Origin of the sequence: Rhodococcus sp. IEGM 1318 (assembly GCF_033142465.1) — a bacterium.
GTDB classification, from domain to species: domain Bacteria; phylum Actinomycetota; class Actinomycetes; order Mycobacteriales; family Mycobacteriaceae; genus Rhodococcus_F; species Rhodococcus_F qingshengii_B.
Genome location: NZ_JAWLSC010000007.1, coordinates 248683 through 271306, shown reverse-complemented (window position 1 = coordinate 271306; position 22624 = coordinate 248683). Strand labels below are relative to the sequence as shown.

General features: G+C 63.2%; 23 protein-coding genes. 10 read left to right on the top strand and 13 right to left on the bottom strand.

Going from position 1 to position 22624, the window contains the following annotated elements:
- Window positions 1–24: 24 nt before the first annotated feature.
- The 4 genes from R4P65_RS18595 (at window position 25) to R4P65_RS18580 (ending at window position 4609) form a co-directional block, all read left to right on the top strand.
- Window positions 25–1419: a TerD family protein gene (locus R4P65_RS18595; protein ID WP_019746739.1), complete on the top strand. Its 1395-nt coding sequence runs from the start codon at window positions 25–27 to the stop codon at window positions 1417–1419.
- A 159-nt stretch (window positions 1420–1578) separates the two neighbouring features.
- Window positions 1579–2472, top strand: a complete 894-nt coding sequence (locus R4P65_RS18590) for an SGNH/GDSL hydrolase family protein (protein ID WP_317827631.1) — start codon at window positions 1579–1581, stop codon at window positions 2470–2472.
- Window positions 2473–2512: 40 nt separating this feature from the next.
- A complete protein-coding gene (locus R4P65_RS18585) occupies window positions 2513–4069 on the top strand; it encodes a TerD family protein (RefSeq protein ID WP_317827630.1) in 1557 nt (518 codons plus the stop codon).
- 84 nt (window positions 4070–4153) lie between these two features.
- Window positions 4154–4609: a tellurite resistance TerB family protein gene (locus R4P65_RS18580; RefSeq protein WP_003941110.1), complete on the top strand. Its 456-nt coding sequence runs from the start codon at window positions 4154–4156 to the stop codon at window positions 4607–4609.
- 56 nt (window positions 4610–4665) lie between these two features.
- Here the strand turns inward: R4P65_RS18580 and R4P65_RS18575 are convergent, their stop codons facing one another.
- The 12 genes from R4P65_RS18575 to R4P65_RS18520 form a co-directional block, all read right to left on the bottom strand.
- Window positions 4666–5187: a 2-oxo-4-hydroxy-4-carboxy-5-ureidoimidazoline decarboxylase gene (locus R4P65_RS18575; protein WP_317827629.1), complete on the bottom strand. Its 522-nt coding sequence runs from the start codon at window positions 5185–5187 to the stop codon at window positions 4666–4668.
- Between the two features lie 675 nt (window positions 5188–5862).
- On the bottom strand, window positions 5863–6132 hold the full coding sequence (locus R4P65_RS18570; RefSeq protein ID WP_317827628.1) for a hypothetical protein: 270 nt from the start codon (window positions 6130–6132) through the stop codon (window positions 5863–5865).
- Window positions 6129–6785, bottom strand: coding sequence for a hypothetical protein (locus tag R4P65_RS18565; protein WP_317827627.1), 657 nt, complete (start codon window positions 6783–6785; stop codon window positions 6129–6131). Before R4P65_RS18565 ends, R4P65_RS18570 begins: the two co-directional genes overlap by 4 nt.
- 255 nt (window positions 6786–7040) lie before the next feature.
- The gene (locus R4P65_RS18560; protein WP_317827626.1) at window positions 7041–7226 is read right to left on the bottom strand and encodes a hypothetical protein; all 186 of its coding nucleotides are present in this window, start codon (window positions 7224–7226) and stop codon (window positions 7041–7043) included.
- Complete coding sequence (locus R4P65_RS18555; protein WP_317827625.1) at window positions 7223–8032, bottom strand: hypothetical protein; 810 nt, start codon at window positions 8030–8032, stop codon at window positions 7223–7225. Before R4P65_RS18555 ends, R4P65_RS18560 begins: the two co-directional genes overlap by 4 nt.
- 32 nt (window positions 8033–8064) lie before the next feature.
- Window positions 8065–9960: a hypothetical protein gene (locus tag R4P65_RS18550; RefSeq protein WP_317827624.1), complete on the bottom strand. Its 1896-nt coding sequence runs from the start codon at window positions 9958–9960 to the stop codon at window positions 8065–8067.
- Window positions 9957–10361: a hypothetical protein gene (locus R4P65_RS18545; RefSeq protein ID WP_317827623.1), complete on the bottom strand. Its 405-nt coding sequence runs from the start codon at window positions 10359–10361 to the stop codon at window positions 9957–9959. The genes R4P65_RS18550 and R4P65_RS18545 overlap by 4 nt, the downstream gene beginning before the upstream one ends.
- A gap of 118 nt (window positions 10362–10479) precedes the next feature.
- Window positions 10480–10884 (bottom strand): hypothetical protein, encoded by a 405-nt coding sequence (locus R4P65_RS18540; RefSeq protein WP_317827622.1) that lies wholly within the window; start codon window positions 10882–10884, stop codon window positions 10480–10482.
- A gap of 150 nt (window positions 10885–11034) precedes the next feature.
- Complete coding sequence (locus R4P65_RS18535; protein WP_317827621.1) at window positions 11035–11733, bottom strand: MspA family porin; 699 nt, start codon at window positions 11731–11733, stop codon at window positions 11035–11037.
- 302 nt (window positions 11734–12035) lie between these two features.
- Entirely contained in the window at window positions 12036–12437 is a 402-nt protein-coding gene (locus tag R4P65_RS18530; RefSeq protein WP_317827620.1) for a helix-turn-helix transcriptional regulator, read from the bottom strand.
- 332 nt (window positions 12438–12769) lie between these two features.
- Window positions 12770–14749, bottom strand: coding sequence for an amino acid permease (locus R4P65_RS18525; protein WP_317827619.1), 1980 nt, complete (start codon window positions 14747–14749; stop codon window positions 12770–12772).
- Between the two features lie 4 nt (window positions 14750–14753).
- Window positions 14754–15572 carry a polysaccharide deacetylase family protein gene (locus R4P65_RS18520; RefSeq protein WP_317827618.1) on the bottom strand — a complete coding sequence of 273 codons (819 nt, stop codon included), beginning with the start codon at window positions 15570–15572 and terminating at the stop codon, window positions 14754–14756.
- 122 nt (window positions 15573–15694) lie between these two features.
- Here R4P65_RS18520 and R4P65_RS18515 point away from each other — a divergent pair, with 122 nt between their 5' ends.
- The 3 genes from R4P65_RS18515 to R4P65_RS18505 all read left to right on the top strand — a co-directional run bounded on the left by R4P65_RS18515 (window position 15695) and on the right by R4P65_RS18505 (window position 18475).
- On the top strand, window positions 15695–17224 hold the full coding sequence (locus R4P65_RS18515) for an LCP family protein (protein WP_317827617.1): 1530 nt from the start codon (window positions 15695–15697) through the stop codon (window positions 17222–17224).
- 133 nt (window positions 17225–17357) lie between these two features.
- A complete protein-coding gene (locus R4P65_RS18510) occupies window positions 17358–17564 on the top strand; it encodes a hypothetical protein (protein ID WP_124568973.1) in 207 nt (68 codons plus the stop codon).
- 80 nt (window positions 17565–17644) lie between these two features.
- On the top strand, window positions 17645–18475 hold the full coding sequence (locus R4P65_RS18505; RefSeq protein ID WP_317827616.1) for a crotonase/enoyl-CoA hydratase family protein: 831 nt from the start codon (window positions 17645–17647) through the stop codon (window positions 18473–18475).
- A 90-nt stretch (window positions 18476–18565) separates the two neighbouring features.
- Here R4P65_RS18505 and R4P65_RS18500 read toward each other — a convergent pair whose 3' ends face one another.
- On the bottom strand, window positions 18566–19057 hold the full coding sequence (locus R4P65_RS18500; protein ID WP_003941181.1) for an inorganic diphosphatase: 492 nt from the start codon (window positions 19055–19057) through the stop codon (window positions 18566–18568).
- Between the two features lie 103 nt (window positions 19058–19160).
- Here R4P65_RS18500 and dacB point away from each other — a divergent pair, with 103 nt between their 5' ends.
- The 3 genes from dacB to tilS are packed head-to-tail and all read left to right on the top strand — an operon-like array spanning window position 19161 to window position 22621.
- On the top strand, window positions 19161–20570 hold the full coding sequence (gene dacB / locus R4P65_RS18495; protein WP_317827615.1) for a D-alanyl-D-alanine carboxypeptidase/D-alanyl-D-alanine-endopeptidase: 1410 nt from the start codon (window positions 19161–19163) through the stop codon (window positions 20568–20570).
- Window positions 20570–21643 carry a zinc-dependent metalloprotease gene (locus R4P65_RS18490; RefSeq protein ID WP_317827689.1) on the top strand — a complete coding sequence of 358 codons (1074 nt, stop codon included), beginning with the start codon at window positions 20570–20572 and terminating at the stop codon, window positions 21641–21643. The genes dacB and R4P65_RS18490 overlap by 1 nt, the downstream gene beginning before the upstream one ends.
- Window positions 21644–22621 (top strand): tRNA lysidine(34) synthetase TilS, encoded by a 978-nt coding sequence (tilS, locus tag R4P65_RS18485; RefSeq protein ID WP_317827614.1) that lies wholly within the window; start codon window positions 21644–21646, stop codon window positions 22619–22621. It begins immediately after the preceding gene.
- The last annotated feature ends 3 nt before the right edge of the window (window positions 22622–22624 follow it).

Sequence of the window (22624 nt, the reverse complement as noted above, 5' to 3'; positions counted from 1 at the left end):
ACGCTCTCTATGAAGGGGATTTAGTTGTCTGTATCGCTTGCCAAGGGGCAGAACGGCCCGCTGGACGTCTCGGATGTAGTTGTGTCGGTTCAGTTGGCTGCGGCCGCTGACCTGTCTGCACTCCTCGTGACGAGCAACGGAAAAGTTCGTTCCGACGCCGACTTCGTCTTCTTCAACCAGCCCACCGGACCCGGTGTGCAGTTGGTGCCCAACCCGGGTGGCATTGCCTCACTCCGAGTCTCACTCGCCGGCGTACCCGCCGATATCGAGCAGGTTCGCGCCGTCATCACGCTCGACGACGCCTCGTCGAACTTCGGGCGCAGCGCTGCACCCACCGCTCGGGTTTCCGACGCGGCAGGGAACGTGTTGTACGAGTACGTGATCGACGGTCTAACCACCGAGTCCATCGTCATCGCACTCGAGGTGTACCGCCGCCAGGGCGCATGGAAGGTGCGCGCCGTCGGCCAGGGATACGCCGGTGGATTTGCCGCGCTGGTCACCGATCATGGTGTGTCCGTCGACGATGCGCCCGCGCCGCCGCCGCCCACTCCGGTCGCGGCTCCGGCTCCGATCACCCCGCCCTCGTCCGTCGCTCCTACTCCGCCGGCGTACAACCAGCCGCCGCAGCAGCAGCCTTCGTACAACGCGCCGCCGGTTCCGCCGGCCCCGCCCGCATACAACCAGCCGCCCGCCTACAACCAGGGACCGACGCCGCCGGCCTACCCGCCGGCGCAGCAGCCTGCGTACAACCAGCAGCCGACGTACAACCAGGCACCCCCGGCGCCTCCCGTGCAGAACCAGCCGCCGGCGCAGCAGCCCGAGGTGAGCCTGGTCAAGGGACGCCCCGTGAGCCTGACCAAGGGCCAGAAGGTCACGCTCCGCAAGGAGGGCGGCGTCGCGCTCACCATGATCCAGATGGGTCTGGGTTGGGATCCGATCAAGAAGAGCGGCCTGTTCGGAAGCCGTACCGCCGACGTCGACCTCGACGCTTCGGCGCTCCTGTACGCCGACGGCAACCTCGTCGACGTCTGCTACTACGGTCAGCTGACGTCCAAAGATGGCTCGGTCCGTCACATGGGTGACAACCTGACCGGCGACGGAGACGGCGACGACGAGGTCATGCTCGTCGATCTGCAACGGGTCCCGGCTCACGTGACCACCGTGATCTTCACCGTGACCTCGTACCGCGGACACACGTTCGAGCAGGTCTCCAATGCTTTCTGCCGTCTCGTGGACAGCACCACCAACTCCGAGCTCGCCCGATATACGCTCCAGGGCGGCATGGCGTTCACCGGAATGGTGATGGCCAAGGTGTACCGCGCGAACGGTGAATGGAAGCTGCAGGCCATCGGTGAAGGTATCCAGGCCAAGCATGCGGGAGAAGCTGCGCCGCAGCTGGGTCGCTTCCTCACTGCTTGAGTCGAGACTGCATAAGTTCTGACGAATCCGGTTCGGCGGTAGGTGGTTTCGATCGCTGTCCGCCGAACCGGACATCGTTGTCCCCTCTGTGCGTTAACCTCATGCGGCATGTCGAGCCGTCAGTCGAGCGGCCGTGCGCGAGAGGACTTGGCACAGTAGATGATCATTCGAGGGAAACTTCTCGGTCGGGCGGCGGCTGTCGCAGGCGTTGTGCTGGCGCTCGTGAGCACCGGAATCGCGCAGGCTTCGGTGCCCCAGGCGGAAACGCTGTCAGGTGTATCCGAGACCGGGATCAAGTACGTCGCCCTCGGTGACTCCCGTGCCTCCGGCCCTCGGCTGGAACCGATGTATCCCGACGCCTGCTCGCGTTCGTACGAGAACTTCGCGGGCAAGATCTCGCGTGCGCTCGACGTGGCCGAGTTCGCTGATGTCTCCTGCAGCGCGGCACGCGCCGAGAACATCATCGACACCCCACAGCTCATTCCGAACTACTGGCCCGTCCAACTCGATGCCGTTTACCCGGATACCGACCTGATCACCATCTCGATCGGCGGCAACGACTCCAACAGCATCTTCCTCGGCCCTCTGTGCGTCGCTCCGGGACCGGGAACCGATCGTGGATGCCGGTACGACCCGCTCGCGAATTCCGTCGCGCAGTCCGGAATCGACCGGGCTGCCGGAGAATTGGATCGCATCCTCACAGCTGTCACGCAGCGCGCGCCCAACGCTCGCATCTATCTGATCGGTGAAGGCGGCATGATCTCCTCTCGCGGATGCTGGCCGAACATCCCGTTCTCCGACGCCGACGCAGCTTGGTTCATGGACTACTTCGCTCGCTACAACACGAAGTTCGACGAGGTCGCTCACGCCCACGGTGTGCGCACTGTCGACATTGCGGCGGCGAGCATCGCCGGCGGGCACGATGCGTGTGCGAGTGCTGATCAGCGTTGGTTCGAGGGCTTGTTCTCGGAGTCGACGGCGCAGCGCTTGCACTTCACGGACGCCGGGATGGCCGCGGTGGCCGATCTAGTGGTGGCGGACCTGCAAGGCTGACCGAGAGAGCCCGGTCATGGCATAGTTCGCTGCTGTGGGTATGACTTTTGTTCCCGGACAGAACGCGCCGCTGCCGGCGCCCGTGGTGACGTTTCGAGCCGAGAGCCAGACGCCGTTCGACGTGTCGGCACTGGTGGCGGACGCGAACCTGCGGGCATTGACGTCCGCGGACTTCGTGTTCTACAACCAACCGTCCACCGCTGGTGTGCAACTCGACCAGAGCGGCATCCGGGTGGAACTCGATCGACTTCACCCCGATGCCGCAGCCGTGTTGTGCATCGTGAGCGTGGATCCGGCAGCGACGGCCGCGGGCGCATTTCGCACCGCCGGGCTCTCCGCCACCCTGAGCGATCAATCCGGTTCGGTCCTGGCCGAATTCGCGATCCCCACCGCAGGTACCGAAACAGCGGTCATCTGCTGGGAGCTGTACCGAAAGTCCGGTGCATGGAAGATTCGGGCCGTCGGGCAGGGCTACGCGGGTGGTCTGGCGGAACTGATCTCGGTGCACGGCGTCGAGGTGGACGACGAGCCGGCACAACAAGCTCCGACAGCCGCACCCGCGTGGGACTCCGCGGTGGAGCCGTTGGAGGTAGGGCGAGGTCTCGAGCGCGCGTGGATGATCTTCGAGGACGCCTCACGATCTGCCGCTTCCTTCGTCTCCAGCAGCGAGTACGCGCTTGCTCGGTTGGACGAAGATCTGACCGCTGCCGTCGCAGATCCGTCGTTGCGGAACTCGGCAGCGGGAGTGGCGGCGCGCGACGCCGCACAGAAGCGTCACGACGACCTCGTCTCACTCGCGCGGGACAACCACGCCCGTGACAGCGCCCAGCTTGCACACGAACTCGGCGTGATCGACGGCGTGCTCCCACGGTCGATGGCGTCATGGAAGTCGGTGTCGTGGGCGGGTACAACTGATCCGGCTCAGATCACGGCCGTCAGCGACGGAATGCGTCTGGGCGAGCTTTCGGCTCCGGACCGCGGCACGCTCACCGTTCCGTACTGCGTGCCGCTCCCGTTGCGTCGGCCCATCTGGGTGGACAGTACGTCGAGCAAAGCAGCGCTCGGTCTGATCAGTGCCGTCACCGTGCGCGTCATGGCCGCCGGCCCGATGCCGCTACTCGACGTCGTAGATCTGACCGGCTCGCTCACGCCACTGACCGACAGACTGGCACCGATGCTCGCGGGCCCGGTCATCACCGCTCACACCGAGATCTCGGCGCGCTTGCGGGCACTGGCCGAGGCCGTCGACATGGGCGAACTCGCGCGAATGAGTGGCGTCGCAGATGGCCCGAGTTCCCTGCGCCTGTTGATCCTGAGCGATTTCCCGCACGGATACTCCGCCGAAGACGCACAGACCATCATGTTCCTCGCCGAACGCGGACCGGCAATCGGTTTGTCGATACTGATTGTCGGAGAGGACGAGTCGAACTTCGCGGAAGAATCCGTCGCCGCGCTGTCCGAGGGGTGTCAACATCTTTCGGCAGCAGGGCAGACGGAGGTTCACGACCCGTGGACCCGCACACAATGGCACTTCACTCCGGACGTGCTCGACCCGATCTCCGAGTCGCGAATCCTGGCAGTGTTCGACCGCACCTAGCGGCCGATGGCGAATTGCCGAGCGCACAGGCAGAGTGGTGGTACGACCACGCGCGGTGTGTGGCGGCAATACTCGAGGAGACTCATGGCATTCTGGGATCAGTTGAAGGCTAAGGCTCAGGAGATGAACGGCCAGCTCAAGACAAAGACCAGCCAGTTCCAGAACAAGGAATTCAAGAACGCGAGCATGGCAATGTGCGCGTTGATCGCCGCCGCAGACGGTTCGATCGATCCGTCGGAGCGTCAGAAGACCGCCGCGTTGATCATGAGCAACGAGTCGCTCGCGGTCTTCCCGCCGGACGAGCTTCGTGAGCAGTTCGACTGGTACTGCAGCAAGCTGTCCTCGGACTACGAGTTCGGCAAGGTCGAGGCAACCGCGACCATCGCGAAGCTCAAGTCGAAGCAGGATCAGGCTCGCGCGGTCATCCAGATCGGCATCATCATCGGCGGCGCCGACGGCAACTTCGACGAGCACGAGCGCGGCGTCGTACGCGACATGTGTTTTGCAGTCGGAATCTCTCCGGCCGAGTTCGACCTCTGATCGATTCAGAGCATGAAAGCGGGTGCGGCGCGAAAGCGCCGCACCCGCTTTTCTTTTCAGTACTCGGGATATCCGTCTTCGGGTCCCAGCATCCGCTCGATCCTCGTCCGCGTGATCTTGGCGAGCTCGTCGATGCAGACCTTGCGCTCGACGGACCGTTCGTTGGACATGCGCTGGCTGATGTTCTCGAGGAGGTCGTCGGCGTCATGGCCGTGCGAACACCACAGATACCGGAAGCCGAAGTTGCGCTCGTACTCCTCGCCGGCGCGATAGATGGTTGCCATGACGGCGTCGTCCGGAACCCAGATCGAGCATTGCTCGAGGTGGGACGGCACGCTGTACTTGCGCACGCCGACCGGTGGATGGCACTGCAATGCTCGCTCGACGTCCTCGTCCGAGAGGTTGAGAATCGCGTCCTCGGCTCGCGAGAGGATCTCCGCGTGATCGGCAAACGGCCGCCCGTCGCTGACCCATCCGGCCCACGTCAGCGAGCAGCAGCACTCGAACAGTGCGTGAACCGCCTTCTGCCGCGGTAGTTCGTTGAAGCGCTCCAACCCGATCGATTGATGTAGCAGCATGTGACCTCCCGGCCCGTTGTGCCTTCAGGCGCGCTCGACATGCCGCGCGGTAACCAGATGCGCGGCCACTTCGATAATCCGCCGCTTCACCTGGGAAAGGAAGGTTTGCTCACCGAGTTTTCAGATTCTTAACGCGGCGTAACGAGCTGACCCACACATCGAAGGAGCCCCACCGGCGGCAACCGGTGAGGCTCCAGACCGGGAGCCTCTGGAAGAAAACCCGATCATGACTGACTTCAGCCTCCGAGCGGTGAGAGCTTGTGCGGCCGACCTGTCATCTTCTCAGCAGCTGTGCGGCGGACACAGCGTCACGAGCGCGGGGACGAATTGGATCCGACTCGAACTTCGCCATCAACGCCAGCACGCCGATGAACAATGCTGCTGCGGTGAAAATTGCGAGCCTCGACTGACTGCGTGACCGCACCAACACTGCATCTCGGTCGATCACCGACCTCGGAATTCCCGTCGTCGAAGACTCACACCAATGATCGGACGGACTTCATCCAGAATGTAGGCTGCCCGATCCGCGCAGGTAGCTTGTGCCTTCGAGCGTCGCTTTACAACAGAGTTGAACGGTACGAAACGGCATACGGAGCCGTAGGATGCTTTATCTCGTCGACAACCGAATACCGAGAGTCACGGCAACCAGACGCCCCGCGCCGACGGCTCCCGGCCCTAAAACTGCCCAACCGACATGCGCAGGCGAGGGCGTTTGTCGTTCGGATCTATCCGCCACATCGCTGCAACGATCACAGGTAGCGCCACCCAAATGCCGGGCGCCGACGAATCAGGCACCAGCGTTGACAGAGTCGCGATGCCGAGGGTCGTCGCGGCCACGAACACGACAAACGCAGTGATCGGACGCCCACGAGTTATCAGCAGCCCCGACACCGTGCCCAAAGCGACTGCCGCGCAGAGGGCGACGACCGGAAGGAGGTTGGTCACGGTTGCTCGCTTTCGGTGTGTCCGGCGTGCGGGGAGGGTTCGACGAATCGGGTGATACTCGCTTCGGTGCCGAGCTCGTCACGAAGCTCCGGGTGCAACCAATACGCGCGCAATGCATTCAGGGTCGTTACCGGATCAGTGGGAATGGTGCTCCCGAGCCACCACGCTTCCATCGGCCGAGGGGGGAGCTGGCCTTCGCGGTAGGTGAAGCGAATATTGTAACGCGGGATGAAGGAAATTTTCGGTTCGGGGAGCGGCTCGATCGCCGTGATCTGCTCCCAGCGAATCCGTTGCAGGCGTTTGTGCTCGATAGTCACGCCTTCAGCGCTCACCCGCACCCTCGCATCCCGTTTTTCGGGATGCCTGCGCACGCGGACGAGGATGATCAGTACGACTATTACGCAGACCGCAATGGTCAGATAGCCCACCAGGGCAACAAATACTGGGGAAACCGGCCGCACTCCCCGCTTGAAGTCCATACCGTTGCCCGCACCCCACACCATCACCCCGCCTAGACCTGCGAAGGTCAGGGTGGTTGCGGCCAAAGCGACCAACGACGTGACCGAGCTCAGGATCACGGTCTCCCCAGGCCTGGCCCGGACCGGAGTTCGGTCGGCAGGCAGGAATTGTGCGAGGTAACGATGGTGAATCATCGCCCATATCGTCCCCGCCAACAACAGGGCGGGGACTGCCAAGACGGTTCCAATGTCTCCAATCGCGATAAACAGCACGCTCGGCGGCACGAAGAATAGAGCCATCACCCATCGCACCCACACGGAGCGACGTGAGACAGCGGGAGCCCATGCCGCGGGGAGAGGACGACCCGAGTTCGACAGTTTCACTAGTTCCCTCCCAACCAAGCTCGTGCCCTGTGGCCGATACCGCCGCACTCCCTGAATGGGTGTCTCTTACGCCGTGCGGCGCTGTCGACGCCGCCTCTGAAGGAGGATCTGCACGGTGCGAGCGGCGATGAAAACAACAGCAGCCGCTGACGCTCCGAAAACGAATGCGGACTCGAAGAAGATCATGAACAGCACCGAGAGAACTGCCATCGCGCCGAGAACAGAGAACGCGATCACGTCCGGATTCCTCATGAATTCTCCTTCTGTTCGGGAGTGTCTTCTCTGACCACGTGGTGCACGATTTCTTCCGGGAGAGCGCTCGTCTTGCCCGTCCATCCGTCGCATTCGAGGCGAACATAGTGGTCTTGAAAGGGCGACGCTTCGGTGATGATCCCCGGCCCTATGCGGTAGAGCGACGATCCATGCGAAGTGTTCTCCACACGGACACCTGGCTTGAGCACGAGGTCGAGTGCGTAGCGCCCGCGGGCGGGTATTTCGATCGTGTCGATATCGGACCAACGCAGATATCCGCTGTAAGCGCGGCCCAGTTTCATGCGCATGCCATCGCCGTCGATGTCGATACGAAACCGTCCGACGTACCGCAGAGGAGAGAGAATGCTGGCACCGAACGATAGAGCGCCGAGCACCAACCACCAATTCGAATTGAACGAACTAACTCCGGATCTGCTCGCATAGTTGAGCCCGACACCGACGAAAGACAGCGCACAGGAGACCAACGCCGACCACAACCACAACGCCGATGCCCACCGAGTTGAGGCATTCATGGTGAAAGTGCGCCCTTGACCTATTTCTCGCGAGTTCCTCGCAGGTTTCGGAGGAAGGGCCACGAACGTCACCAGCGAAATGCAGCAGACGGCGCCGCAGGCCGCAGCCAGTACTCCCAATCCGAAAACCGCATTCGAGGATGCCTCGTACATCACGATCGAACTGATTGCGAAGACAACGACACTGACAATGAACGCGAGGAAACCCAGCTCGCCGCGCTTTTGGGTCCATTGAGCATGGAGGGTGCGTGTCAGTTCCGTCCTCGACGTCATCGAACTACCTTGTTTCCATCCGAGTCCGACATCTATCCCCAAAACTTCGAAATCGCCCACGCAGCAGCATAGCCAGCGGCCACGCCAAGGGTGACCGCGACGACCACGGGGGCGGCGCTGATAGCAAGCACAGCGCCACCGACAGCTGCTGCCGCGACAGTTCCTCCCACGTTGGTGGCGACCGATTCGGCGGCACTGGGCCCATTCTCCGAGGTGAGATCGGAGGCTATCGCTGCTCCCGTGACTATCCACCCCAGAGCCGGGATGGGCTTGGCGAGGCCCTTCACACCATTCACTGCCCCTTGCCACACGACGCGTGTCGTCGACACGTTCGGCGCCCTCGTCGCAGTAGCTCGTTCCGCCATTTGCGCCGGGGTGTCAACGATTCCACCGATCACGTTGAGTCCGCCGAATTGAGTGGTCCAATTGTCGTCGCCAGATGGCTTGCCCTGCTGTGATGTTCGTGGGGTCATCGAATTCGGCGCCCCGGTGGCGCGCGGTTTGATCGGGACATTCCCGGTGAAACCGTCCGGGACGTCGCCGTGCGCTGCGGCGAGTTGATTGGTCGCTTGCTGCTCCGCGCTGACGGACGGCTTTTGTGGGGTCGTGCGCGGTGTCATCGAATTCGGTGCCGGCTTACTCCCACCGGCAGTGTTGCCCGAATTCGTGTTCCCACTGTTCTGCGGTTTCTGCGGGCTCGTGCGCGGCGTCATCGAATTCGGCTTCGACGTGGTGTTCGAGCTCTTCGTCACCTGTTTTGAGGCCACCGAAGCTGGCGCCTTCACCTTCTTCGCCGGCGGATCAGCCAAAATCGGGTACGCGGTCGCTTCGTCGGCGTACACCTTCTGAATGAGACGGCCGTCGCGAACTTCGTAGTCGGTCGGAACAGGATTGCCGTTGGCGTCGTACGCCCACGGAGCTGCAACGACCGAGACCGGGTTTCCGTCCGCGTCGAAGACGGTGACGGAGCCGTCCGGATTAACGCTCATGTGTCCGTCGGGCGGGACGTCGACGGGGATTTCCGCTTCGTGTGAGGACGTGTTGTCGTGGATGAGGAAGAACGTACGACGTCCGCCGTCGGGTTCGGTGACCGTGATCTTCGACTGGCCGCCCTTGGCGTACTGCATCAGGGGTGAGGCGAGAGTGCCGACAGCCTGGGAGAGTATCGATTCCGGTGCCCGGCCATTCAGCGGTGTGCGTGGGCCGAACGGTGAGCGGCGCCCACGTACTCCGATCCCGCCGGCTGTGAATGCGGCGGCACCGACCAACACGAGTTCGAGGTACCGGTCACGGCCGTCGCCTTCGTCGAGACCGGATGTCGTCACAGACGGAGTCGATTCCGGCTGTCCGGAAACAGTATTCGGCGTCGAAGCGGGCACTGGTCCGGGACCACGATCAGTGGTCGCCGTGGGTGCGGTCGATCCAGCGGGTTGCGGGGTGGTCGGTGCAGGTCCGCTGGTGGTCGTCGGAACCGGGACTCCTGCAGGGTTCTCGATACCAGGTGGTGTCGGCGTATTCGGCTGTCCAGACAGCGCGGCGCCGGGTACGGGGACGATGGGGGTGCCGTTGTAGGTGGGGAAGTTCGTCGGAGCGTTCGCGCCGACGTTGGGGCCGCCGCCCGGGGCCTGCGCACCGGGGAGTCCGACGGTGGTCGTCGGCGCAGCTGTGGCCGTCGTGGATGGTGCCGTCAGGCATGGGTTGATGTACTCCGGCGGGATGGGGGCACCGGGTGGCAGTGAGGCGATCAGGTTCAGGTAGATCTGATGATCACGTGCCCGTACAGCGGCGCAGTCCTCTGCCGGTCCTGCGGAGGAGGTCGGGGCGAAGATCAGCAGCGCCAGCAGTGCGATCACCATTGCCGCGAGCACCACCACGGTGGAGATCACCGTGGTCGGTGAGGTGCGGTCGAACCGGCGCGCAGGCTTCACCGGCAATCACCCGTGTTCGACTTCTTCCGAATCTCGGCGATGAGTGTGTCTGCGCCCCACCAGAACACCCGTCCTGCGATCGACATCCACAGAAAGAACGCCAGATACACCAGAATCGTCCCGTAATCGGCAGCCCATCCTCCGAGGCGTCCGATCACCGCAAACGCCGCGATCAACAGTGCGAGCCCGAACACGGTCGCGATCACAGCCTTCGACATCTGACTCAGTTCACTGTCGCGATCCCATCCCCTATCACCAGCAACGGCTGTATCTCGGGGTAGACCGTCATACGCGGATGCCGGAGCTGGAATGGTTCCTGGCGGCACGTACGGCAACCCAGTCTCGGCTGTGATGTCGCGGCGGGTGGGTGAGGTCATCGGGGCGTTCGGTGAGGTCGTCATCGGAGGTGAATGCCTTTCCCCGCCAACGAGAAACGCGGGACTCGAGATACCCGACACCGACCTAGGAACGGGCGGTCACAGGGAGGAGATGCAGCAGTGGACAGGACGAGGGTGCGCTCTACCAGGGGCAGTTGACGTACGAGGTAGCTCCGGCGAGCCACCCTCCCGCCGGCGGGAGATAGAACTGGAATGATGTGCACCCGTTCGGATACTGGGCAGCAATTGCCGTCCGGCGCGCCAGGACATCAGCCGATACGTCGATCACGGTCTCCCACCCGGGAACGGGGATCATGACGTTCGCGTTCGAGAGTGCAGTCACGATTCCACTGTCGCGGGCCGCGACAGTCAGTGCATGGTTGAGGGGAACCTGCACCACCGGTGCACCGTACTGCGCCGGAACCGGCCCCTCGAACATCACGGGAGCAGCCATTGCGGCTGGGGCGGTAGCAAGCAGAATCCCGCCGGCAGCGAGTGATGCGGCCGCGGTCGTGGCTGCGAGTTTCTTCGTACGAGTCAAAGACATGATGCTCCTCTGATGGATGGATGGATGGATGGATGGATGGATGGATGGAAAAGTGGAAAGTGTCGGGTAACAGCGCCAAAAGCTGTCGAGCACGTGAACCGAGACGTGCGATTGCGGCGCGGCGCTACCCGCCGGCGAAAGTCCCGTGGGTTACAGCCAGGTGGGATCGGAGTACACGAACACACTGTTGTCCGACGTCGCCGTCGACACGGCGAACTGCGCGTACGAACGGATCGTGACCGGGCCCATGCACGCATCGACCTTGACGTGCACGTTCTCCGCCGTGATGGAGGCTTTCGCGGCCTCGAGGTCTTTCTTGCCGAGTGGGATGGTGGTGATCGTGCCCGGTGCGATGGTGGTCTGGATGCTCGGGTTCACCGAGGCATTCACGCCGACGTTCGCCGACGGAACCCCCGAAATGCTGACCCCGACGGACGGGCCGAGGGAAAAACCAAGTCCCACGCCGAGGCCGGAGGACACATCGATTTGGCAACCGATCTGCAACCCCTGTTCGATGTACCCCGTCTTCACCGCAGAATTGCCTGCTCCGGAGAGGGTGCCGGTGACCTTCGCCGACACGAACCCCTCGCGGGTGAACGCTGTTGTCGCCAGGTTCGGGACCGGGTTCGCCGAAAGTTTGGTAGCCGCCAGATTCAATGTCCAACCGTCATCGGTGGCCGTGCTCGCGAACTTGTCCGGCAGCGCCGTCGGGGTCGCCGACGCGGCACCGGTAAAGGCGATAGAGCCCGCCATCAAGACGAACGAAGCCGCAGCACAGGTGCACATGGCCTTGCCGATGCGACGCTTTCCTGCCTGCGTGCGAGTGGTCTCGAGAGGCGTGATGGCCATGGTCGGTCTCCCTGCGGATGAGTGAAGAGTCCAGCAACCCGGGGGATTGCCGAAACTTAACTATTAGTCTGACCGGGACGCTACAACACCGTCCAGGTGTCCGACTAGCCTCCAATGCCCGAGCCTGTCCGCCGAAAGTCGTACTCGAAGTTACGGAAACATTTCCCGAGCGCTCGGACCAGGCGGTTTGTTCACGCGAGGGGTGTGACGAGCCTCATGGTCACGAAATGGTGACTGTTTGTTCGGCCCAGTGATTGTTCGGCAACCCGGCATTGGAAGATTGGCGACGGCCGGTACGAGCGTTATCTCGTCGGAGTGGTGCGACGAATTCCTACTGCTGCTTCGGCAAGTCGGATGTAGCCCGGTGAGTCCGCGGGAGCCTTGCGGCGTTGATCGGAAATGCGCAGTCTCGCAGCGAGTTTCAGCAACAGTTCCAGCGAGGTCGCCGAGAGCTCGTTCGCGGCCTGCAGCAGCTGCTTCAGTTCTGGGTCGTCGGGACGTTCGACGATGGTCGCGTCCTTGCCCTCGACGAGGGTACGGTCGCCGGTCCATGGGATGGTGAAGAAGTGGCCGGAGGAGACGCCGAAGTAGTCGGCGAGCGCACCCACGACCTCATCCGACGGGCTGGTACGAACGCCGTTGCGCAACTGCGAGAGATACGGTGTCGAGACTCGGCAGCCGCGTGCCAGAAGACCCTTCGCCACCGCACTGTTGGTCAGTCGCCGATCGGCGGCGTGAACAACTCGTTCAACCGGGCCTGGAAAACGTCCTCGCCGACCACTCGCCCGACCATCACTGACTCACTTTCTTCTGTCTGTTGCGCGTGCTCGGCGAGGTGAGGGTACCGGCGAGGCAGACAGATCTTGGGTAGACCGCGCCGTCGACCGACTCGCCTGCCACTGGGGCGAAACCCCCGTCCTACACCCATTCCGAGACAGCAACTCCCGATCAGTTGTTGATCCGATGTAATAAACGATGCTGGCTGTTCGAGCAACGCCGCACCTGTACCCACGTGAGCGGTCGGGGGAGTGTGGCGTCAACCGACGTGGACGTGGGGCCGCCTGGACTGGTCGGGTTCCGCGCGGCGAAGGACCTCACGGGTCACGGGAGCGGTTTCGCCCTCACCGATGAAGAGGAATCGGAGCAGGTACATGATCGGATTTCCCTCGGTCCACTCGAAGTAGACGTCGGGAATCACGCCGGTGATGTCTCTCGTCCGCAGGAGAACCGCCGCGATGGTGTTGGGGACGGCAGGGCTGTCGACCCAGAGGATCCGGTGCTCACCGCGCTGTCGGCCGTGGACGAGGAGGTCGGTGCTGAATTCGGAGGAGTCCGTGACGTTTACCTCGATGAAGATGATCGACTCCGCCTCCGGGATATTGCTTTCGGCGCGCTGCTGCGATTCCTTCTGCCGATACTCGTCCTCGTCGAGACGATCGACGTCGTGCGCCACCATCGCGAGGTAGCCCTTCTCGGCTGCCTCGGTGATGAATTGCAGCGCGGTCTCGTCGAATTCGACGGAGGTTGCCCGTAGTTCGAAGGCTCGCGAGATCCGGGAAAGGAAGGACACCACCATGATCGCGGCGATGAAGAACGATGCCACTTTCACACCGTCTGGACGTTCGAAGATGTTCGCGATCGTCGTGTAGACGAACAGAACTACGACAAAACTGAACCCTACGAACAGCTTTCGCTGTCCGTGTTTGCGAGCAGACAAGGCAACGGCGACGGTCGCCGACGAGATGAGCACGAGGACACCGGTTGCGTACGCGGAACTCTGAGCGTCGACACCAGCGTCGAAGTAGATCGTGACAGTGATGGCGATGACGCTGAACACGAGGACCAGAGGACGCACGGCGCGGGCCCACGACGGCGCCATGCCGTAGCGGGGGAGATACCTCGGAACAAGATTGAGCAACCCTGCCATTGCCGACGCACCGGCAAACCAGAGGATCAGAATCGTGCTGAGATCGTAGACAGTTCCGAAGATCTCACCCAAATAGTCGTGCGCGAGGAAGGCAAGCGCGCGACCGTTGGCAGCGCCTCCGGGCTGGAACTCGTTTTCTGGGATCAGGATGGTGGTGACAAGGCTCGACGTCAGCAGGAATCCACTCATGATCAGCGCCGCCGTGGTGAGCAGGCGCCGTGCGCCTTTGATTCGGCCGCGCGGATTCTGTTCGGTGTCGTGCGGCTCGCCCTTGATCTGCGGCATGACCGCGACTCCGGTTTCGAAGCCGGACAGGCCGAGCGCCAACTTCGGGAACACGATCAGCGCGATCAGGATCATCATCGCCGGGTTTCCGTGCTCGGTGGTCATGGCGCGCGTCCAGTCGGTGACCAATGACGGCGCGGTTGTGATGTGCCACAAACCTACGGAGATGACCACCACGTTCAAGGCGAGGTAGACGGCGACCAATCCGACCGCGATACCGATTGCTTCGGTGAATCCGCGAAGGAACACCGCGGCGAGGAGCGCGAGCAGAACCAGGGTGACGGCGACGGTGTGTCCGGAGAGAAAGGTTGGAGCAAAAGGATTCTCGACGAGGTGCGCCGTGGCATCCGCAGCCGAGAGCGTCATAGTAATGAGGAAATCGGTGGCTGCGAAGCCGAGAAGTACGAGAACGAAGATCTTGCCGCGCCACTTGGGCAGGAGTTTCTCGAGCATGGCGATCGAACCCTCGCCGTGCGGACTCTCGCGAGCCACTCGCCGGTAGACCGGGAGCGCACCGAACAGCGTCAGCAGGATCAATACGACTGTCGCGATGGGAGCCAACGTGCCGGCCGCCAGTGCCGCGATACCGGGTTGGTAGCCGAGAGTGGAGAAGTAATCGACACCCGTCAGGCACATCACCTTCCACCACGGGTGGCGCTTCTCCTTCTTCGGTGCCATCCGGTGTGGCCCGAGATGTCCGGCGGGTTCCTCGGTGATGTCCGCGAGCAGCCAGGCCTCGGTGCGTTGTTTCACCGACGGAGCCGTGTTTTCGGCCGGGACCTCGTTGTCGGCTGCGGTCACCACGGCGTCACGGCTTCAGATACACATCGTTGAGCGTGACCGTCCGCAGGTTCCGGCTCCGGATGATGTCCACCAGTTGCGGATACACGTGGGTCACGGGCAGATAGTTGAGGTGTCCGATCACTATGGCCCCCGGATTGAAATACTGGTTCGCCATTTGGAGGATGTACTCCTCGGTGATCAATGAAGAATCCGACAGCGACCCGTACCAGAGGGTGGGCACGGTGTAGCCGACGCTCGCGGCCACGGAATCGACTGTCGCGTTGTGCCTTCCATACGGCGGCCGAAAGTACGGCGCCGCGTCCACGCCGTAGGTGTTGCGCAGGAACGTGCCGTTCTTCGTCAGCTCGTCGGCGATCTGCTGCTTCGACACGGACGTCAGATCCGGGTGCGAGTAGGTGTGATTGCCGAGCTGAATTTGTCCGCTCTCGACCAGCGGTCTCAGAAGTCCGGCGTTTTCGGTCCACGAGTTGTATTGCCCGTTGACGAAGTACGTCAAACGGATGCCGGTGTCTTTTGTGAACTGTGTGTAGAGGCGGACGACTTCGGAACTGGCGCCGTCGTCAACCGTCAGTGCGAGCAGATCTCCGCCACCGGGCAGGGCGGTCAACGATCCGCCGGCGGGCAGCGGCACCCGGGCGGACGGCGGTGGAGGCGGGAACAAGGCAGGCGGGAGATCTGGGACAGGGACGGGGTCCGCCGGTTCGTCGGCTGCGGCGATGGCCGTCCCGACCGAACGTGACGAACAAGCGGTTCCCATGGTCACCGCGGCGGTTCCGGTCAGAGTTACTGCTGCGAGGGCACTGAGGAAGCGTCGGCGGTCCACAGGGCGGAGCCTAGAGCAGATTCGCCCAATTCGGACTTCATTCTCAGCGTCTTTTCAGCCAATGACCAGCCGTGTCCGGTATGGACAGGTTCTACTCAGGAACGGTGGATAGCGTGTCGGCCGTGGAACCGCGACCTCGACACTCGGCAACCAGGCACAGACGTAGGCGTCCACCGCAGCGGTCGACGCTCTCGGTGGGGCGCAAGCTGGCGGCGGCGTCCTTGTCGACGACGATTTTGGTCGGCGTCGGAATCGGGTGGTACGTGCAGTCGGATCTGACGTCGGGGCTCTACCGATCGGACGCGCTCTCCGCCCTCGGTGACGCCGCCGGCAGCTCGCTCGACGGGGATACCAACATCTTGTTGATCGGGCTCGACAGTCGTAAGGCGATGGACGGCAGCGATCTGCCGGCAGAGTTCGTCACCGACAAGTTGCACGCGGGGGACAGCGACGTGGGTGGGTACAACACGAACACGCTTATCCTGCTCCATGTTCCGGGTGACGGCGGCAAGGCCAGTGCGGTGGCGATCCCACGCGACGATTACGTCGCGGTACCCGGCTACGGAATGGCCAAGATCAAGGAAGCCTACGGAATGGCGAAGGCAGACGCGGACGCCAAACTCGTAGCGGACGGTGTGACGGATCCTGCTGCACGAGAACAACAAGCACGCGAAGTCGGAAGGCGCTCGACGCTGACCACCGTGCAGAATCTGCTCAAGGTTCCGATCGATCACTTTGCCGAAGTGAACCTGATGGGTTTCTATGACGTCGTCTCGGCTATCGGCCCCGTTCAGGTATGCCTCAACAATCCGGTGCAGGACGACTTCTCGGGCGCCAACTTCCCGGCGGGGGTTCAGACTCTGGATGCGTCACAGGCGCTTTCGTTTGTCCGTCAACGCCACGGTCTGGACAACGGGGACTTGGATCGCACACACCGGCAGCAGGCATTCATCAGTGCGGTGATCGCCAACTTGAAGGGCTCCGGCGTCATCGGCAACATTCCGAAGATGACGGCACTGGCCGACGTGGTGAAGAAGGACGTGGTGATCGATTCCGCCATGGATCCCGTCCGATTCGCTTCTCAGGCAAGCGCTCTCGCGGGTGGGAACATCGACTTCTACACCCTGCCCATCGAGGGATACGAGACCGTCGACGGCCAGGACGTCAATATGGTCGATCCGACGCGTCTGCGTAGTGAAGTGTCGAGGATCTTCGCGGGAGGTGACTCGGTGTCTGCGCCTGCGATGGACACGGCGATCTCGACCGGGAACGAAGTTGTGGACATCCGCAACGGAACCGCGACGGACGGGTTGGGCGCCGCGTTGGCGTCGGAGATGAAAGCGTCGGGAGTTGAAGTCGGCCAGGTGAGCACCGCATCTCCGACGGCAAAGTCTGTGGTCAGCTATGGGGTCGGCGCCAAAGCTGTCGCAGAGGCGCTGGCCGAGCAGTTGGGTGTGGTCGCAGTACCGAACGAGCAGGCAGCGGCCGAATCGGTGTCCGTACTGATCGGTGAGGACAACGCGCAGACCGTGTTCTCGTCCGCTCCGGCGCAGCCGGACTCGTCGGTATCGGCCGGGACCGTTCCCGACACGGGAGCACAGGGATCACCCATCCGAGCCGACGCAAATGGCGGCATCCCCTGTGTGGACTAACTCTGAGGTAATTCGCACGAAACTCACGCTGACTTCTTCGGTCTGCGGGTCTACATTGGAGAAGTCGAACTCAGTCGGGTACTTCACCTTTGGGGTACCTGACTGAGATTGCGTAGTTGAAAGGATCACCGACATGGCTACAACAGCAGCGGTACAGAATCCGACACGCTCACGCGCCAGGACCATGTCCTTGTCCGAGTACGTGGCAGAGCATCCCGCGCAGCGCGTTTTCCCACCGACCAGTGAGCGGGCGGCCAGGATGGCGATGCTCATCATGTTCGCCCTGATGGCCGTCACGCTCGTAGTGCTCGTCCTGGACGAGGCAGGAATCTTCGGATGAAGGCAGCGTCTTCGATAGGGCAGCGCCTTCGATAGGGCCGGGGTCTTCGGCTGAGCTCGACCTTTAGTTACTCTTGAGTAATGACTGAACAGAAGAGCTGGAATGCGTTCACCGTCGAGTGCGAAGACAACATCGCCCAGGTGACGCTGATCGGGCCGAGCAAGGGCAATGCGATGGGGCCGGATTTCTGGAGTGAACTCCCCGAAATCTTCGCCGACCTCGACGCCGATCCCGAGGTGCGTGCAATCGTCATCGCCGGTTCCGGCAAGCACTTCTCGTTCGGCTTGGACCTGCCGGCAATGAGCGGTGAATTCGGTGCCGTCCTCGCAGACAAGGCTCAGGCAGGCCCGCGCACCAAGTTCCACGACATGATCAAGCGCATGCAGTCGGGCATCAATGCCGTCGCAGACTGCCGCAAGCCCGTCGTCGCAGCTGTGCAGGGCTGGTGCATCGGCGGCGGCGTCGACCTCATCACTGCAGCGGACATCCGCTACGCGAGCGCCGACGCCAAGTTCAGCATCCGCGAGGTCAAGGTCGCGATCGTCGCAGACATGGGAAGCCTCGCGCGTCTGCCCGCGATCATCGGCGACGGACACCTGCGTGAATTGGCGCTGACCGGTAAGGACATCGACGCAGTGCGCGCCGAGAAGATCGGGCTCGTCAACGACGTGTTCGAGGATGCCGATGCAGTACTGGCCGCGGCGCGCGAAACCGCGAAGGAGATTGCCCTCAACCCACCACTCGTCGTCCACGGCATCAAGGACGTGCTCGATCACACCCGCAGCGCGAGCGTGAACGACAGCCTTCGCTACGTCGCAGCTTGGAACGCGGCGTTCCTGCCTTCGCAGGATCTGACCGAGGCCATCACCGCCGTCTTCCAGAAGCGCCCACCGGTCTTCCAGGGTGAGTAGGAACTTCCAGGGCGAGTAGGAAACAGCACAAAAAATCCCCGCACATTCTCCGATGTGCGGGGATTTTTTGTAAGGCCTGAGAACTGACGCTCAGTGACCGCCGTTGGCGGCGAGACGCTTGATCGAAGCCTCGATCTCGGCCTCTGCCTCGGCGCGGCCGACCCAGTTGGCAGCCTCGACGTGCTTGTTCGGCTCCAAGTCCTTGTAGTGGACGAAGAAGTGCTTGATCGCGTCGAGCTCGAACTGCGAGATGTCACCCAGATCCTGGATGTGATCCCAGCGGGGGTCACCGGCCGGAACGCAGAGGACCTTGTCGTCTCCGCCGGCCTCGTCGACCATCTTGAACATCGCGACTGCGCGAGCCTCGACGATTACGCCGGGGAAGACCGACTCGGGGAGCAGGACCATGGCGTCGAGCGGATCGCCGTCCTCACCCAGGGTGTTTTCGATGAAGCCGTAGTCGGCCGGGTAGCCGAAAGCTGTGTAGAGGTAGCGATCGAGTTTGACGCGACCGGTTACGTGGTCGACCTCGTACTTGTTGCGCTGACCCTTGGGGATCTCGATGGTGACGTCGAACTCCACGCCGATTCCTCGCTGTCGTGTCGGTAATGATTCGTCGGAAGGATATCGGGTCAAGGATAAGGTTGCCTGACCACCCAGTAGGCAGAGCACAGACGGAGGGGCGTTGGCGGGCCAAGGAAAGAAGAAGATCGGCTCGTTGGAAGAGAGTCGACGGCGCAACTTCCGCATCCTTCTGGCGGTCGGTGCAGTGGTTGTACTGGCCGTCGCCGGAGTTGTCGTCGTGAAACTCGGTACGTCGAACGACACTGCCGGCAGTGCGACCGTGACTACGTCGCCGCAGCCTGCGCTCGTGACACCGTCACCGCAGGTGGTGCCCGTCCCGACGGACGCACCGATTCCGAGCTCGTCGGGAATCGCCGCGGCGATCGGCCCGGCTGTGGCCAACCCGGATCTGGGGAAGTTCACCGGAGTCGTGGCCGATGCATTGACCGGAAACATTCTGTGGAGTGCAGACCCGTCGACGCCGATGACGCCCGCGTCCACGACGAAGGTACTGACCGCATCGGCGGCACTACTGAAGTTGCCGCTCGACCACCGGCTGTCCACGACGGTGGTTCCCGGAGCGAGCCCCGGCCAGGTCATTCTGGTCGGCGGCGGCGATCCGACGCTGACGGCGACGCCGAAGGGGGAGAGCGGGTATTACGCCAATGCTGCTCACATCGCGGATCTCGTCGACCAGATCAAGGCTGCCGGTACACCGGTGACCAGCGTCGTGGTGGACTCGAGCTTGTTCAAGGGCGACAACATGGCCACCGGCTGGTTCCCCGCTGACATCGCGGCTGGCTACATCACCCCGATCGAATCGGTGATGATCGAAGGTGGTCGGTACGACGGCACTCAAGACGAGTCGCCACGGTCGGAGACTCCCGCGTTGGACGCGGGCAAGGTTCTCGCTCGGGCGCTCGGTGTCGATCCCGCCAACGTGAGTCTCGGTGTGGCGCCTGCGGGTGCCAAGCCGATCGCGACGGTGCAGTCGGCACCGCTGAGCGACCGGTTGCTGCAGATGATGGAACATTCCGACAACGTGCTCGCCGAGACCATCGGGCGTGAGGTCGCGATTGCCTCCGGAATCGAAGCGTCGTTCACCGGAGCCGTCGACGCGACCGGCAAGACCCTGCAGGCGGCCGGGTTCGACTACACCGGAGTTTCGCTGCACGATTCCAGCGGGCTGTCCGTCGACGATCTCATTCCCGCTCAGGTACTCGATCGCGTCATGACGGCTGCGGCCGGTGACGGTGATCCGAAACTGCGCCCCTTGCTGGACTACCTTCCGGTGGCCGGCGGAACGGGAAGTTTGTCCGACCGCTACGCGTCCGGGAACCGAACCGGTGCGGGTTGGGTGCGGGCCAAGACGGGAACTCTCTCGACGGCCAGCGCGTTGTCAGGGTTCGTGGTCGATCAGAACGGGCGAGTGCTCACCTTCGCACTGATGTCCAATGACCGGCCGCCAGAAGTGAGCCGTCCTGCCCTGGACGCGATTGCCGGAGCATTGAGGAATTGCGGGTGCCAATAGTGGCCGAAAAGACTCCACAAGATGACGAAGCCTCGGCTCCGCTCGGTGGTGCCGTCGACTGGAGTCTTGCCGCCAAAGCCGGGATAAAACTGGCGCGCGGCGGCCCCGCGATGTCTCGCTACACGGCCGAGACTGCGACATCAGAACTAGCCGAAGCGTCCAAGCGCGCAGAACTGCCGGTTCGTGAAGTGACCGGTTTGGCCGACGGTCTTCCGGTCCCAGCCGCTGACGTGCTGGACCGGGCGGGATGGATTACTGCAGCCTCGCGGTCGATGGCGCATCTCACCGGCGCCGACCCCGACGGCAGTGGCAATCTCATCGTCGGAAAGCCGGCGGGCCTGCAGGCCGGCGCAATGCTGGCGTACCTGTCTTCGGCGATCCTGGGGCAGTACGACCCGTTCACCGGCGAGCACGGCACGCTGCTTCTGGTCACACCGAACATCGTCTCCGTCGAACGGTCCCTTCGGCTGAACCCGAGCGACTTCCGGTTGTGGGTCTGCCTGCACGAGGTCACGCATCGGGTCCAGTTCTCGTCCTCGCCCTGGCTCGCTGACTACATGAAGGAATCCGTCGAAACACTCGGTGCGACGGTGGACGAGTCGATGACCGACGTCGTCGGGCGCCTCGCCGCAGAGCTGCGCTCGCGGAAGGAACCCGACTCGAGTGACGGCGCGACGGCGGGCGGCGTCATCGGACTGCTGCGCGCCTCGCAGGCAGAACCCCAGCGTGACGCGCTGGATCGGATGCTCGTACTCGGCACCCTCCTCGAAGGGCATGCAGACCACGTGATGGACGCCGTCGGCCCCGCCGTGGTGCCGTCGGTGGCAACTATCCGCGCGGCCTTCGACAAGCGTCGGCAGCGCAAGTCCAACCCTGTGCAGCGGATCATCAAGATGCTTCTCGGCATGGACGCCAAGATGGCGCAGTACGTACGTGGCAAGGCCTTCGTCGACGCGGTGGTTCTCAAGGTCGGCATGGAGCAGTTCAACACCATCTGGACCGGGCCGGAAACCCTGCCGTTGCTCGACGAGATCGACAACCCCGACGCGTGGGTAAAGCGCGTTCTCGGCTAGATGCTGCTGCCTGAGACGCCTGCCCTCCTGGCGCTGCGACAGGCCGTGCGGGCCTGGATGGTTGCATACGAGCCACGATGCCGCGTGGTTGTCGCCCTGTCCGGGGGAGCTGATTCGCTGGCGTTGGCCGCGGCGGCGGTGGTGGAAACCGAATCGGTCGACGCGTTGATCGTGGACCATCGCTTGCAGGATGGTTCGGATGCCGTCGCACGCTCGGCCGCAGACCAGGCACTGGCGCTGGGTTGCCGGACCGCGACGGTCCTGACCGTCGACGTAGCCGAAGGTGGGAGTCTCGAGGCCGCAGCGCGTGAGGCTCGGTACAACGCCCTGCGTGGCGCCAGAACTGACCTCCCGGTTCTACTCGGACACACACTCGACGATCAGGCCGAGACCGTGCTTCTCGGACTCTCCCGCGGGTCCGGTGGGCGATCGATTCAAGGTATGACTGCATTCGACGCTCCCTGGGGACGGCCGCTACTCAGCATCCGTCGATCGGTGACCAGGGCGGCCTGCGTCGACCTGGAAATCACGCCGTGGGAGGACCCGCACAACAACAATCCCGAATTCACTCGTGTGCGTCTGCGGCACGAGGCGTTGCCGCTGCTCGAAGAAATTCTCGGCGGGGGAGTTCCGGAGGCGTTGGCCCGAACCGCGACGCAGTTGCGTGAGGACGGCGAAGCGCTCGACGAGTACGCCGAGGCCCTACTCCTGCGGGTTGTCGTCGACGGGGAAGTGGAAGTGGACACATTTGTCGAAGCGCCCACCGCAATCCGTCGACGCGCTCTGCGGGCCTGGCTGCTGCAGGGCGGCGCAAAAGCATTGACGGACAAACAGTTACGCGCGGTCGACGCCCTGGTTGTCGACTGGCGCGGGCAAGGCGGCGTCGCGATCGGCGGCGGAACACCGGAGGCGAGGTTGGTGGCGGCCCGCCGACGTGGCAGGCTGATCCTCGGATTCGAAGACCGACGAAGGGTTTGACGC

Bases quoted from the DNA above. Each gene is read 5' to 3' on its own strand.
- R4P65_RS18590 (WP_317827631.1), top strand. From the start codon at position 1,579: ATGATCATTCGAGGGAAACTTCTCGGTCGGGCGGCGGCTGTCGCAGGC.
- R4P65_RS18585 (WP_317827630.1), top strand. From the start codon at position 2,513: ATGACTTTTGTTCCCGGACAGAACGCGCCGCTGCCGGCGCCCGTGGTG.
- R4P65_RS18580 (WP_003941110.1), top strand. From the start codon at position 4,154: ATGGCATTCTGGGATCAGTTGAAGGCTAAGGCTCAGGAGATGAACGGC.
- R4P65_RS18575 (WP_317827629.1), bottom strand. From the start codon at position 5,187: ATGCTGCTACATCAATCGATCGGGTTGGAGCGCTTCAACGAACTACCG.
- R4P65_RS18565 (WP_317827627.1), bottom strand. From the start codon at position 6,785: ATGATTCACCATCGTTACCTCGCACAATTCCTGCCTGCCGACCGAACT.
- R4P65_RS18560 (WP_317827626.1), bottom strand. From the start codon at position 7,226: ATGAGGAATCCGGACGTGATCGCGTTCTCTGTTCTCGGCGCGATGGCA.
- R4P65_RS18555 (WP_317827625.1), bottom strand. From the start codon at position 8,032: ATGACGTCGAGGACGGAACTGACACGCACCCTCCATGCTCAATGGACC.
- R4P65_RS18545 (WP_317827623.1), bottom strand. From the start codon at position 10,361: ATGACGACCTCACCGAACGCCCCGATGACCTCACCCACCCGCCGCGAC.
- R4P65_RS18540 (WP_317827622.1), bottom strand. From the start codon at position 10,884: ATGTCTTTGACTCGTACGAAGAAACTCGCAGCCACGACCGCGGCCGCA.
- R4P65_RS18535 (WP_317827621.1), bottom strand. From the start codon at position 11,733: ATGGCCATCACGCCTCTCGAGACCACTCGCACGCAGGCAGGAAAGCGT.
- R4P65_RS18510 (WP_124568973.1), top strand. From the start codon at position 17,358: ATGGCTACAACAGCAGCGGTACAGAATCCGACACGCTCACGCGCCAGG.
- R4P65_RS18505 (WP_317827616.1), top strand. From the start codon at position 17,645: ATGACTGAACAGAAGAGCTGGAATGCGTTCACCGTCGAGTGCGAAGAC.
- tilS (WP_317827614.1), top strand. From the start codon at position 21,644: ATGCTGCTGCCTGAGACGCCTGCCCTCCTGGCGCTGCGACAGGCCGTG.